The 13,891-nt window shown below is 53.8% G+C and carries 12 protein-coding genes; 9 read left to right on the top strand and 3 right to left on the bottom strand.

What is annotated here, in order from left to right; all coding sequences use genetic code 11:
* From repA to V7775_RS20425, 4 genes are all read left to right on the top strand, one after another.
* Positions 1-680, top strand: a 680-nt coding sequence (gene repA / locus V7775_RS20440; protein WP_335753777.1) for a plasmid partitioning protein RepA, incomplete at its 5' end; no start/stop codon positions are given.
* 72 nt (positions 681-752) lie between these two features.
* Positions 753-1,748 (top strand): plasmid partitioning protein RepB, encoded by a 996-nt coding sequence (gene repB / locus V7775_RS20435; protein WP_335753776.1) that lies wholly within the window; start codon positions 753-755, stop codon positions 1,746-1,748.
* A gap of 164 nt (positions 1,749-1,912) precedes the next feature.
* Positions 1,913-3,211, top strand: coding sequence for a plasmid replication protein RepC (gene repC / locus V7775_RS20430; RefSeq protein ID WP_335753775.1), 1,299 nt, complete (start codon positions 1,913-1,915; stop codon positions 3,209-3,211).
* A 220-nt stretch (positions 3,212-3,431) separates the two neighbouring features.
* Positions 3,432-5,303, top strand: coding sequence for a BTAD domain-containing putative transcriptional regulator (locus tag V7775_RS20425; RefSeq protein ID WP_335753774.1), 1,872 nt, complete (start codon positions 3,432-3,434; stop codon positions 5,301-5,303).
* A gap of 35 nt (positions 5,304-5,338) precedes the next feature.
* Here V7775_RS20425 and V7775_RS20420 read toward each other — a convergent pair whose 3' ends face one another.
* The 3 genes from V7775_RS20420 to V7775_RS20410 are packed head-to-tail and all read right to left on the bottom strand — an operon-like array spanning position 5,339 to position 8,405.
* Positions 5,339-6,040, bottom strand: coding sequence for a hypothetical protein (locus V7775_RS20420; RefSeq protein WP_335753773.1), 702 nt, complete (start codon positions 6,038-6,040; stop codon positions 5,339-5,341).
* Positions 6,033-7,514 (bottom strand): peroxidase family protein, encoded by a 1,482-nt coding sequence (locus V7775_RS20415; protein WP_335753772.1) that lies wholly within the window; start codon positions 7,512-7,514, stop codon positions 6,033-6,035. The genes V7775_RS20420 and V7775_RS20415 overlap by 8 nt, the downstream gene beginning before the upstream one ends.
* 15 nt (positions 7,515-7,529) lie before the next feature.
* Entirely contained in the window at positions 7,530-8,405 is an 876-nt protein-coding gene (locus tag V7775_RS20410; protein WP_335753771.1) for a YcaO-like family protein, read from the bottom strand.
* A gap of 181 nt (positions 8,406-8,586) precedes the next feature.
* Here V7775_RS20410 and V7775_RS20405 point away from each other — a divergent pair, with 181 nt between their 5' ends.
* From V7775_RS20405 to V7775_RS20385, 5 genes are read left to right on the top strand one after another with little or no spacing between them, the layout of a single operon-like run.
* A complete protein-coding gene (locus V7775_RS20405; protein WP_335753770.1) occupies positions 8,587-9,438 on the top strand; it encodes a hypothetical protein in 852 nt (283 codons plus the stop codon).
* A gap of 12 nt (positions 9,439-9,450) precedes the next feature.
* A complete protein-coding gene (locus tag V7775_RS20400) occupies positions 9,451-9,768 on the top strand; it encodes a hypothetical protein (RefSeq protein ID WP_335753769.1) in 318 nt (105 codons plus the stop codon).
* A gap of 28 nt (positions 9,769-9,796) precedes the next feature.
* Positions 9,797-10,201, top strand: coding sequence for a hypothetical protein (locus V7775_RS20395; protein ID WP_335753768.1), 405 nt, complete (start codon positions 9,797-9,799; stop codon positions 10,199-10,201).
* 21 nt (positions 10,202-10,222) lie between these two features.
* Positions 10,223-12,943, top strand: a complete 2,721-nt coding sequence (locus V7775_RS20390; RefSeq protein ID WP_335753767.1) for a hypothetical protein — start codon at positions 10,223-10,225, stop codon at positions 12,941-12,943.
* Positions 12,936-13,601 carry a tlde1 domain-containing protein gene (locus tag V7775_RS20385; RefSeq protein ID WP_335753766.1) on the top strand — a complete coding sequence of 222 codons (666 nt, stop codon included), beginning with the start codon at positions 12,936-12,938 and terminating at the stop codon, positions 13,599-13,601. The genes V7775_RS20390 and V7775_RS20385 overlap by 8 nt, the downstream gene beginning before the upstream one ends.
* Positions 13,602-13,891 lie beyond the last annotated feature (290 nt).

Genomic DNA, 13,891 nt, shown 5'->3' with positions numbered 1-13,891 from the left:
ATGAAACACTTCGGTACGACGATGAGCGCCGACCGATCAGCACGGTTATTCGGCCGACCAACTTTCCAAACCTGGATATCGTTCCTGCGAGCCTTGATCTTCAAGAATATGAGTATGACACCCCTGTTGCGCTCACGAGCCGTGATCCATCCGAGGGCCGCGCCTTCTTCACGCGCATTTCCAAAGCCCTAGAAGAGGTTGATGATCGCTACGATGTTGTTGTCATCGACTGCCCTCCTCAGCTTGGATATCTGACTCTAACCGCCCTTACAGCGTCTACTTCCGTATTGGTAACGGTGCACCCGCAGATGCTGGATGTGATGTCTATGAGCCAGTTTCTCTTAATGCTCGGCGGCATTCTGAAAACGATCCGTGATGCTGGCGCAGAGATGAAGCTAAAGTGGTTCCGCTATCTCGTAACGCGTTTTGAACCAACGGATGGCCCGCAAAAGCAGATGGTTGGGTTTCTGCAGGCAATGTTCCCCGACCAGATGCTCAGCGCGCAGATGGTGAAGTCCACCGCGATTTCCGATGCGGGGATCACCAAGCAAACACTGTACGAAGTCGAGCGCGCCCAGTTTGTGCGTTCAACCTATGATCGGGCGATCACATCTTTGAACGCTGTGAATGATGAAATCGTTGACCTTGTGCATCAAGCATGGGGGCGGGATCTGCCATGATTTTGACAGCCGTGCAGATTGGTTTTGACAGCCGTGCAGATAACCAGATCGACGAACATTTGGGAGGGCGACATGGCTAGAAAAGATCTGTTGAAATCCGTGATGGGTGACACTGCTCAAAGTACGCCTGGAACTGAACGCTCCAACTACGCGATGCGCGGTGCGTCCAAATCAATGAAGGTTTCCATTGATAGCCTTGCGGAAAACTCCAAGCGCTTGCTTGAAGGCGAAACGATTGTCGAGATCGACACCAATCTCATCGATGCCTCCTTCATCAATGATCGCTTAAGCGGTGATGACGATGCCTTTGATGAGCTCAAGAACTCGATTGCGGCGAGTGGTCAAGATACGCCAGTTCTTCTGCGCCCTCATCCAGAAGCGTCTGGCCGCTACATGATTGTCTTCGGTCATCGGCGTGTCCGTGTCGCGCGTGCGCTGAACCGTCCGGTTCGGGCGGTGGTCAAAGACATGGACGACGTTGCGCATGTTCTCGCGCAAGGCCAGGAAAACACGGCACGCGCAGATCTGTCGTTCATCGAGAAAGCGCTGTTCGCCAAGAATTTGCGGGATCACGGGCAGGGCAAGGACATTGTCCAGCAAGCCCTGACCATCGACGGCACGCTTTTGTCTCGCATGTTATCCGTTGCAAGTACTGTACCCGGGCATGTGATCGAAGCGATTGGTCCGGCCAAGCAAATTGGACGGGATCGCTGGGAAGACTTCAAAAAGCTGATGGCGGAGAAAGCCAACCTCAAAGTGGCGGACCGTATTTTGGCGACTGAGGGCTTTGATCAGCTCGACAGCGAAACCAAGTTCGAAATCTTGTACAGCAAGGTGACTGAGGCGGGCAGGGTGCCGAAACGGCGCTCAGCCAAGGCTGCACCCGCCAAACGCACATGGACGGCCGGTGAAGGTCGGATCAAGGGCGTGGTCGGCAAATCCGGCCGAGCCTATAGCATCTCGCTGACATCCAAGGATTCCGCAGGGTTTGGGGAGTTTCTCTCGGAGAACCTCGATCAGCTCTATGCGGATTATCTCGCTCAATCTGAGGAGACATCGACACCATGACCTGAGGCAAAAGAAAAGCCCCCAAGCCAGCGCGGCCCGAGAGCTTATCCGATTGATTAGACACCTACTGGATACCTCTCCCGCGAATCACTGTCAACGAAAGAACGTCGATTCGGCGAACGGGATCCTTTTGCCTCCATAAACCACGGAGGTGAAATACAGGCATGACACAGAGCGGTTGGCGCAAGCCGACGCCGGAACTTCTACAAGCCGAACGGTTTGCGGAAGTCGGCGAACAGTTAACTATACCCAAAACACGCGCGATCGTTGCAACGAAGAAAGTTGCTGCGGTCATTGGCTTAAAATCCCAAGACCTGCTTCTTCTGGATACCTTTGGGGCGGTGACACAGTCTCAGGACTGGGAGCAGGGCAGGCGGCCTATTGTGTGGGCTTCAAACCACTTCCTTATGCAACAAACGGGGTTTTCTCTGGCCACGCTAAGGCGTCATGTGCGCAGACTCTGCGAAGTTGGGGTTATCTCGATGAAGGACAGCCCTAACGGCAAGCGTTGGGGGCGCAGAGATGCGGACGGTGTGATTGTCGAGGCTTATGGCTTTGATCTGGGACCAATGGCAGCCCGCGCAGAAGAGTTTGAGGCGCTCTACGCGCACCTACAGGCCGAGAGAGCTTTGTGTGCGACCTTGCGCAATGCGATCACTGTAAAGCGGCGGATGATCCGTGCAAAGATCGAGAAGGCGCTAGAAGCTGGCCTCCGCGGCCCTTGGACAAACCTTCAGGGGGCGTTCAGAGAACTGCTGGAGAGCCTTCCAGCGCGATCTGAGAGAGCAGGGGGCCTTGAGAGCTATCTGGACCGCATCAGAGCCTTCTCAGCATCTGTAGAGACATCTTTTGAGATGGCTTTTGATTGGCCAGCTGAAACCGACGTGACGCAGGCTTCGGTAGTAGAAGATATACCAAAAGAAACTACAAATATGGTACCCACGAGTCTCAAAAATGAGGCCCACATACTAACTACAAATCAACCTCATACTGTAACTAGTAATCGCTTTGAACCAAAGCACGCGGCGGGCGTTATGCCAAAAGAGCGGAAGACAGAGCCTGATGATAGGCCAGAAGATATTGACCTAGATATCAACTGGAGCACACATGGAACCAAACGTAGCTCAGATATTGATATCCCGCTACTGATGGCTTCTTGTCCGCATTTTGCAGAGATGGCACGAAGTACCCAAGGGTTTATGCGAGATTGGAACGACGTGCATCGTGCCGCAGCGGCGCTAAGGCCTATGGTTGGTATCTCCAAGGATGCTTGGAGCGTGGCAAACAAAGTGCTTGGACCAGCGGTTGCGGCTGCATCCATCGCACTTATTCTAGATAAATCGACGAACGGTGAAGTCAAATCGCCTGGAGGTTACCTTCGTGGACTAGTCGAACGCGCGCAAATTGGCGAATTGCATCTAGATCGTAGTTTTTATGGCCGTTTAAACGCGGCAGGAACGTGAACTGTGGGAAGACTCATATCTTAGAAATACCTTTGCCAGATATACGAGATGAGAATCTGAGGCCTAGTTTATTACGTAAATTATTCAGAGCGTTAGATACCTATTCTGCTGACTTTAAGATGCCTTTGCGGTGTCGACTTTCAGTAATGCCTATTCGACTTTATTGTGCAATAGTGGATGCTCTAGATATGGCGAACAGGTAATTTCAACGGCGAATTCTATGGAAACCATAAACTCACGACTGGCGTTTGTTCGCGAACTTCGTTTGAGAAAATCTCAGGCCTTGTTGCTGTATCTGATTTCGACGCCTGGTCGATTCCACCGCAATGAAATGATCACGCAATTGCTCTGGGATGGACCGGATGAGACCAAAGCGGCGAACTCCTTTCGGCAAGCCGTGCGCCAGATCAGGCTTGAAGCAAATGATGTGATGTCTTTGGCGCTGATCACGCGTAATGCTACGATCGGGTTTGAGATGCCTGATAATCGACCGATTGAGGCGGCCCTGGCCGCGCAAATTGGTAGCTCTGTGCGTGATGGTGATGCATTGCAAGATGTCCGCGCGTATTTGTCTATACTTGATGCATTGCTGGGAGTTTCGACACCATTTGACAGCTGGTTGGCGTTTGCGCGCGCCCAAACGTTAAAGAAAGTGCAAGAAGTGCTGGATGCAATGATTGCGGGCGGTGATAACAAGGCGGCGCGATGGGCGGCCCAATCTTCATTTGAACTGGAACCCCACAATGAAATCGCTGTGCGCTTTATCATGCGGGACTTGTGGCAGTCAGGGGCCGCAACGCGCGCGATTGCAACCTACAATGAGCTTTACGCCTACCTTGATCAGTTCTTTGATCAAGAACCTGAGGCTGAGACAATTGACCTTCTAGCGGCCATTAAACTCGACCCAGAAGGACAACGTTCAAACATGGCTGGGGGGCCGGTCAAGCCGCGCATCACACTGGAAGTAGTGGAGGAGAAAGAACCGTCCAACAAGAGCCATGACGCGAGCCTGCAGGCCGTTTTGACCTCCGATTTGCGGATGCGGTTGGGACGCTTTCGTGAATGGGAAATCCAGCCGAATGACACTGAGACGCCCCCGTTTTTGTCTATCAAGTGCAAGCTCCACAGCATTGAAGACGCGCGGTATCTATCGGTGGATGTCCATCGCTCTGATCCGAGCACCGTTGTATGGTCTGAGATGATCGAAAGCCCGAATGCCGATTGGACGCGCAAGGTCAGGATGCTTGTGGTCAACATTGCAAATGCGCTCAGTGTTGTGGTGTCACATCGTAAGCATCACGACACGAACGCCAGTGTTTATGACAAATGGCTTGAATCTCAAACCCTAATTGGCACGTGGCAACTTCAAGACGAGGAAGAGGCGATCAGGCTCTTGCAAGAGGTTACCGACGCAGCACCCGATTTTGGACCAGCCCATGCAGAACTGGCAGGGGTTCTTAACGTGCGCCATATTTTGCGCCCTGGCACTCGTCACACAGAAGATGCGATGCTTTTAGCCCTTGATCATGCCCTTGAGGCCGTGGCCAGTGACCCGATGGACACGAGGGCGCACCGGGTGTTGGCGTGGTGTTATTGCCATTCGGGCAAGTTCGATATGGCCGAGTTTCACTTTGAACAATCGCTGTTGCTCAACCCTCAAAGTGCCATGACCTTAGCCTCGGCAGCTTTGGGGTTTGCGTTTTCGGGAAACACGACCCGTGCGCAAGAGCTGATCGATGAGGTCGCGGATTTGCCCCGCACTATGGAGCCGTTCCACCTAATCTATTTGGCGGCTTCAAACTTTCTTTGTGGGAACCCTGAAATTGCGGCTGAGCAATGTGCGCAAGGTCAGGGGCTGATGTCCACCGTTGGCGGCTGGCATGCGGCGGCTTTGATGCACACGGGCCAACCTGAAGCTGCACGTGCGCGCCTGAACAGTTATGTGGCGGAAATTGCGGGGCAATGGTGTGGGCAAGGTACCCCCGACGGGCGGGCCGTGATTGATTGGTTCGCGTCGTGTTTTCCGCTGCGCTCGGAGGCTGTCAGGCAGGATTTGCACGCAACGTTGCTGTCCGTTTATGCCCAAAGCTAGCGAGGCGACCCAAGTCAAGGGCCGCCGGGGAAGAGTCACTTACACATTTCGGTAATGTAAATGCCAACGGCGCGGTAATACGAGACCAGCTGTTGCTCCAGAACGGCCTGTTTGCTGAGCATCTCTGGACGGTCTTCATCTGGGCGCACATAAAAACGGCCCAGCAGTTCTTTGCGAATATGGTCCTTCAGGGCTTGGCTTTGCCCATCACTCAAGGGCTCGATACCTGCTTTGGGCACAAAACTATTGATTGTGCTTAAGACGCGGTCGATATTGGCAGAGAACACCAGATCAACGTCGAGTGGATAGGTCAAAGGTGGCTCAAAGCCCCTGCCATGGGGCTTATCTTTCATGTTGGCCACGTTTACCGAGTGGGTGTTGTCCGCAGGAATGACGATGATTCGGGTGTTTTCGTCCTTGGGCGTGCGGGTGTCCCATTTCAGCTCGACGGCCGTGTTTTCCCAGATGGCGTCCAAATCTTCGTCTTTAAGGATAGTGTCCCCTTGGGGGATTACCTCAAGGGCATGTTTGATTTCTTTAATGGCTTGCTCGTAGACGGGCGTGCTTTCTTTTATCGCGCCGCTCTCGGACAATTCAACGACACGCTGGCCGATGTGGGCCACGGTCAGCGGAATGCCGTCTTCGCCGCGGGTTTGGTTAATAACGCCGCCGGTGTGCAAAAAGTATTTCGCCTCTCCGACCTCGCGGCCAACGATGATGTAATTCTTTTCAGACATGTGGTGTTCCTTTCAATGTGCGAACAATTTCAATCATGGAGTTCAGGTGCGCAGGTCCGTCGTCGGGCAGATCGTTTTGGCCGTACTCGACGGCATCAATGCGATCACACAGCGCACGGCGGAGCAAAACACTGCCCAGAGGGCCAAGCTGGCCCAGGCCACCGTGCAGTTGGGCTTCGATCATCAAGGCCACGTAAAGGGGCATTTCACGAAAGGCTTGCGGGCTTAGGGGTTCAAAGTTGTGGACTGTGATAACGGCATTGAAAGCCTCGCTCAGGGCGTGGCGGGTGAGCTGGTCGCGCCAAGATGGATTGGGCAAACTGTCGATAATAGCTTGCATTTTTTCCGATGAAAGGCGCAAGGGGCCTACGTCTTTGGCGGTGGCAAAGTCCTGTCTGATCAACCCCTTCAACGCCCAAGCGAGGCTTGCAGAAATGCCCGTTTTGTCGCCTTTGCCGTTGGTCGGGTCAAACAACTCATCCAGATCGGTGGTCCAACCCTCGTGCTCACCTGCGGAGCGTTTTGGAAGATTACTGGCAAGAAGTTCCTGCAAAATCTTGGGGCCTTTGCCTTTCATGCGATAGTCTGCGCGGGGCATGCAGTGAAAGGTCCGAAAGATGCCGTGTTGCAAGGTTGTCTCGTCCACGGGATCGAAGGTCTTCATCTCAGTCTCTGACATGGCGGCCACATCAGGGTGGATCATCGCGTTCACAAAATCCTCGCGGATCACACGGTGCCATGTGGCCAGCACGTGTTTGCGGGCTTTGACGAAAACGTCCATCGCGAGGCCGTCTTCTTTGTCGGCACGGTCCCGAAGGTCGTGGCGAAACGCAAGGGCTACAAAATTGTGGTATTTCATCCACGTCACGGCCAATTGGTGGACCATCAGATTGTCACGATTGCGCACGTCATAAAGGGCGTAGATGTGCTTGTGCCCCTCTTTGCTGAGATCGACCGAGAACGCAGAGTTTGACGAGACCCGAAACAGCATTGTAATGGGGTCAAAAACGTGGTGGAGCGTAATCGGTCCCGAGCCGTAGAGAGTTTCAAACGTCAGTGGATTTTCAATGATGTTATAGCGTCCATTGGGCCGCGCATTTGCTCCCGTCTGTACGAGTTTGTCTTCTTCCTCTTCGTCTTGATCGTCAAATTCAGCTTGGGCATCGTTTTTATCATCTTTCGAAAAGCTGTTTTGAACATGGGGGATCTGATTGGCCTTGCGGCTTTCGCCTGCATCATGGCCGATCAATTGCCCCAAATAGGTGTAACCTGCAGGAATACGGGCTTTTTCGAGCATACATGCATCGCGCCAGTCACGATCAGCGAAATCAAACGCTGGAAGCCTGCGTGGTAAGTCATTGTCCGAAATGATTGCGCCAGTTTGCACGCCGTCGGGGTCGTAAACCGTGCAGCATTGCCCCATCGCCTTTTTGCCGAAATCCAGCGTGATTTTTTGTGGGCCTTTGTCTGTCATCCTGTCGCTCCTTGTTTATTGCGCCATGAAGGGATGGTCGGGCCTAGAGCCATCGACGATCCGCTTATCGTCAAGTTGGCAAAGCCATACGGGACGTGATTTCGGGTGCGGTGTGAGATCGATCAGCTGATGGGCGGGCATTGCGGTTGACAGATCATGGGCGGTGTCAGAGGCCAGTCTGGCCTCGTTGGCGGGGCTATCGGGCAATAGTTCCATGCGCCTTTTGGCATATTCGTAAATGATAGCCTCAATGCGGGCGGTGTCAGTGTTGTGGTTCCCACCCCGGGCTGCCATCACGGAATAGAGGTTTAGTTCCATCAACATGAGCTCCGTGACGGCGAGATGCGCTGCTTTTTCGGCGTCTGTTGCGGTGCCAAATCCAAGGATGACGTCTTGGCCCATGCGATTGGCCGAACAGGCAATGATACAATGGACGGGCAGGGTGCAGGCAAGATGCCACAGCTGCGTGTTGCGATGGGCTGTTGCGCCCGCCCGCGCGCGATTCACAAACGCGGTGACCTGAGCTGCGTTGAGCCAATCGTCTGAAATATGTGCGGCGGGGCACTCGCCAGCCCACCAGTCCAAGATGAACTTGCGCTGAAGCGCCTCAAGCTGCGCATGACGGCGCGCGGTTTCTGCATCTGGATGGGCGGCCAAGCCGTCTGTGACGCTTACATAGTCGGTTTTTTGATCCGCGAGGGCCAAAATCTCGGCGGTTTCACTGAGGCATTTTTCAAAAGCGACCTCGCGGCTGTCTCCTGCTCCACTGGCGGTCTGCCCGTTATGGGTGCGGCTTTGCAAAATAGCTAAGGCGGGGGCGTAGATGCTTTCGGGCCAGATTGGCGCGATCCAGATATCATTTAAATTAATGTCTGATGTAATGAAATGCATGCCGCAAAGCTCCTTTCGCCTATGCCTTAAGTGTTTGCCGTTTTGATCCATCAAACAAGGGGCGTGTGATTTTGATGTGAATTCTGCCCGCAATTTAAATCACAATTAAATCACATGCCTTCGATTTCCTGACCAAGACACGGCCTGATTTGGGCTGATTGGCGATTGGAAGGACTTTGAAATGCGCAATAAAATACCCACGCGGTGGGGGCTGCTACCCCTAGCAGTTGCCAGTTTGACGGCCTGCACGCAGCCTTTGACAGAAGGACAGGCGGCGGCTTTGCAAACGACGACAGGGCAAATCGAAGCGTCTTTGTCGTTGCCGGCGACTCTTCAGCAAGACGCCCATGGAGCCGCCTTTGTAACGGGCAACTTGTGTGAATATTTGGCAGGCAACAGGGCCTATGGGTTGGGGGCGTTGCCGCCTGCTTTGGATATCGGCCCGACGGCGAATAGCCGGTTGAGCCTTGCACGCGCCCTCAAGAGATATTTGAATGACCTGATTGATGCGAGCCGCGGAGACAGCCTCACGCAGTTGCAAACGTCACGCGATGCATTCGTTGTGCAGGCGGCAGCCCTCACGGGATCGCCTGCCACGGTCGAGCCAGTCTTGGCTGCAACGTTAGTGCTATTGGGGCGCATCGGTGAGGCTCAGCGTCAGGACGCCATTCGCGGCATTATGGATGGTGTCGCTGATGACATCAGCACCTTGCCTGTTGTGCTGGCGGGGGATGAGATGGCGGTTCTGGCCGACGTTGAAGCACAGATCGGGCGCTATGAGCAGGCAGCGCGCTGCGTTTTGAACGTGCAACGCACAGATGCCGCTGCCTCAGAGATTTTTTTAGCCTATGACGCCGAGATCCGCGATCTGCGGGCGCAAGCCGCCCTGATAAAAGCCGCCCCGGCATTGGTGCGCAGCTTGCGGAAAATCCACATCGATATCGTAGATGAAAAGGTCTCCTTTGTGGACGGCCTTAGCCAGTTGGCGGACGTTCTTGAGGATATCAACACCATCACATCCCCCGAAAATTAAAGGATTTTTCAAATGACAGACAATCAACTGGCCAAGCGTAGAATTCTGAATGCCCTTGCTGATCTCTACTTTATTCAACGCCATAATGAGCAACTGACCGTCGAACAGAGAACCGCGATCGACCACGCAATCGCCGTCTTGGAGGGGGAGTATATCTCCCTTGGCGGGCGCGCACCCGACGGCGCTTATGAGGTGGTCAAAGGTAATCTCAAAGATGCCTCAAAGAGTTTGAAGACCATCAAGGCAGAACGGGATGAACTGGCGACGCGTTATGCCTCGGCAGCTAAGATTCTTGGCTCGATCTCTCGCATTCTTTCGCTGATTTCCTGAGCACCCTTATCCCTCGAAAGGACAGACTATGGATTATGGATTGAACACATGGATTCCCGTACTTGTAACGCTTGGAATTTTGATCTGGGGCCTGCGGCTTTTGTCGTCGATTTTGCTTGCGCCCCACGTGCAGACCACACGGCCCATGATGGCCAGCGCGTTGACCGAAAAGAAAGACCCCGACCATGGAATCAGCTTTAGCCGCGTGTCCGGTGCCATCGGGTCCATTGGGCTGGCGGCATTTATGTCGGGCCTTGGGCTGTGGGTGTTTTTTGCGCTCAACACCGAAGGAAGCGTTTCGACGGTGGGGGAAAGTGTGACCTCGCCACTCGCGCGGTTGGCTGAGCTTGAGGTCTATCTCTGGGGCAGTGCTGCCCTATTTGCCCCCTATGCCGCCAATCAGATCAACGGTCTTTTCAGTGGCCGTAAATAGTCCATCAACAGGAGACACAACATGACAAGCCCCCTCGCAAAACACGTGAGCATTTCCAGCCCCACCGATGTGACCCAAACGAAGGTTTGGGGTCAACTCGACGTTGACTATCTGTCCGCCGCCCCCGCCTTTCGGTTTCGCCGCTCCCGCGAAGTGCCAAGTCGGGCCAATGAGGCCTTTATGGCGGCCATGGGCGACGCTGATATTAATCTTTGGCACAGCAAGAATGCTATTCTCGCGGTGCGTGATTTTCTTGAAGACTTATGGGTGCCCGAGGATGAAGACGCAGTGCCCAGCACCATCCAAGCCAGAGCCAATGATTTCGTCTATGATTATGCAGTGCCCGATGGGACGGACCTGGCGGTGCCAAAACTCGTGATTCCTGTCGCAGGGTCGGGGGGCGTGACAACAGAAGACGTGCCTGCTGGCGCGGTGATTGCCTCCGCACAAGATCCGGACGCGGGAAGCCGATATTACTTCGTGCTGGGAACGATGAAAAACGCATCGCTTAGCGCGGCTGATTTCTCGGACAGTGTGGACAGCTATGAGACCGCATGGCGCGCCAAGGTCGACATCGTGAAACGGGTCTTCCCTGACGGTCAGGCTATGCATTCAACCCACGAATTTTTGGATTTGTCGGTGGGTGCAATCGTTGAGCGGTTTCCGTTTCTGGAAAACCAACGCACCGCCGTTACCGAAGTGCGCAACGCTTTGCAGGAGCGTCTGAAGGCCGAGGAGGATTATGGTCTCATGCAGGCCTTGTTCAAAGAGGTTCAAGACCTCAATCATGACCTCGCTGCGATTGAACGGGCGATTTCGGGGCTGGTCGGATTTGCCTCTTCGAGGGGGTATGTGCTGGTCGTGAAGGACAATCAGCCGCTTAAGGGGCTTTTGAAAGGGCAAGAGCATACCTACACCACCTTTATGGCGGGTGATCTGGTCCAGACCCGACGGTATATTTCCCGTTGGGTGGAAGAAAAGATTGTCCACCGTTCGCGCCGCCGCTTGTTTCGCAGCCGCAAACGATGGACCGAAACCCATAAGATCCAACGTTCCGCCGAAAGCATGGATTACCGAGCCGTTGAAAGCACAGATTCCATGGTGTCTGATTTCATCAGGGACAATCTGGCAGGGCGCAATGCGATCATTTTGCAAAATGCCGATGAGGGTCTTGAGGCGACCGACGGGCGCTCTTTGGCGAGCATCATGGCCCAATGCGAGCTGGACGCCGCTTATCAGGACAACTGTGTTTTGTTGATGCCCGTCTACAATCAAAGTCTGTTTGGTGAAGACATTATCGTGGGATATCACGTCATTGAGCGGCCCAACCGCGGGCGTCGTTTGGTGTCGTTGCCGGAGTTCTTCTTCGAAGAGCAGGTCAGCTATAAATTGCGTTGGCTGGGGCTGGAGTTGGGCGAACTTGTCAGCAGTATCAACCTTTTGCCAGGTGAAGTGCGCGATATCACGTTGAAGACGAAACGCTCGTCGTTGCGTGAATCAGAGGTTAAGTCGACACAGACTTATGAAACCGATGCGACAACATCGCTTGATACGGTTACATCGATCGAAAACGAGTTCCAACGCGAAAACACATCGGAAAAAACCAAAAGTTGGAGCGTCAAAGCGTCAGGGTCGTATGGCGGGTTTTCGGGGGGGGCCAGCAGCTCTGGGTCGTCCAAGCAAACGGCACGCCAGTTTGCCAAAAGCCTCAACAAGTTGACGACACAAGCCATAAGCAAAATGCGCAAGAAGGCCCGCAGTGAGGTTGTCGCACGGGAGCTGACCCGCGAGGAGGTTGAATCCACGTCGAGTTCTTCGGGGCATATTGCCAACCCCAACGTAGGCCGCACGCTCAACGTGAACTTCTTCACCATCAACAACGTCTTCGCGTCCTCAACTTACATGGATGACATCGGGTTTACCTATATTTCCCCGTTTGAGTTGATTGACGGCACGGACATTCGCGAAGTGCGCAGTTATTCAAAAGAGGATCTGTCCGAGTTCTTGGACACTGTGCTTGAGGACGTTACTCGGATGTTGATGATGGGGCAGCGCTTTGCCAATGGGGGACTGGGACGCATAGATCGGTATGATATGGCGCGGGCTGCGGCGCGGGCCTATATCGAGGACGTAAAACAGGATTTCTTGGCCGCCTTTCAGGACTACGCATTTGAAGACCGTTCCATTGAGGAGGCGGCAACGTTGATGGTGGCCGAGAAGGACCCTGTTGCCGCCTTTGCGGTGCAGGGCGACGGCGCTGATCCGCGCGCGCTTGATCCGACAGCAGATAATGATCTCGGGCTATTGTTGTCTAAACTGGTGGCAACGGGCCGCGCGATTGAGCCCGATATTGTTATTAGCCCGTCAGGTGCGGTTTATGCCGACAGCTATACGGGGCAAACCGAAGGCTTGGAAAGTTACGCAGTTGAGATGCGCAAGCTTGAGGTTGAAAAGCAATTTGGGTCGGTCCTCAAGGATATGACGCAGCATGCTGAGGCGACTGCTGGCACACGGGATGCCCATTACAATGTGTCACATCGAAAGCTGTCAGATAACCAGTTGGAAGTGCAAATTGGCGGGAAGATCGCCGAAGGCACTTGGCAGTACTCTGTGGGGGGGCATTTGATCGGGCCGATTAACGTGCAAGTTGGGGTTGGGGTTTATATGTTGCCGCTTGATCCAGTGCGTCACGATGTTCTGCCGTTGGATCAACTACCAGGTCATTTGGTGCGCCATGACTGATGGTATGGCTCCACTTGATTATCCCTCCGCCATACGGGGCGGAGGGCTTCCAGTCTTTACCGCTTTGCGTTCTGGCAAAGACGGTCCGATCGTTGAGCTGCGCCAGTCACAGGAGGGGGATGGTCAATTCAAAGTTTTCTCTGGTCTCACGGATACCAGAACGGGTAAAATCATCGGTGCGCATCGTGAAAATGGCATGATTCCAAAAGGCACGTGGTTCATCGCGAAGTATGCCAATGCGCCCGCTGTCATCCGTCGCAAAGCTACGTCTGATAGGGTTGGCGCAATGACCGGTCAGAACCTAATAAACGAAGTGCGACATCGGTCCTATTGGATGGCGCTTTATCGCGATGACCGAGATATTGGCCAGCCGATTGATGACGAGACGTTTGTTCAAGGGCAGCGTCGAAGTCTTGTGAGAGCGCACTTCGGTCGCTACAGTCTGGGCTGTCTTACCTTTCGCGACACATCCCAATATGCCAAATTCATCGAAACGTTGGTAAGACGTCCTCCTGATTTTATCGATTCAGCGGGGCGGTCTGTCGAAGCGGGAACAAAGGGTGCGATCGAGGTCTATGGAAAACTGGTTGTTGGGGATGCTGTGAAGGCGGCCAAACCAAGAGCACCGGATTGGAAGCGGATATTTGATTGGCTTTGAGGGAGCGCTGCTGCTGGCTAAATTGAAGAAATGGCTTATCGATGGCGACATTTTTTTGTTGATGATCGGCGGTTAGATGAAGTCAGGAAAACTGAGAAGCATTTTAAGAAGGTCTGCATCAAATCTACCTGCTAAGCGGCTCCAGCTTTGACCATCGTGTCTCGCTGAGACAGTAAAGATTGCTCATGTGACTGCTTCGCTTTATCAGCGATGAATAACACAAGAGATCAGAAATTGTTGCATCCTGAACCCCTGGAAGCCTTTCGGAGTTTCTCATGCGACCGTTCACT

The sequence above is a fragment of the Sulfitobacter sp. genome (assembly GCF_036960155.1).
Lineage (GTDB): Bacteria > Pseudomonadota > Alphaproteobacteria > Rhodobacterales > Rhodobacteraceae > Sulfitobacter.
Note: the sequence above shows the minus strand (reverse complement) of the source record. Positions and strands in the feature narration are given on the sequence as shown.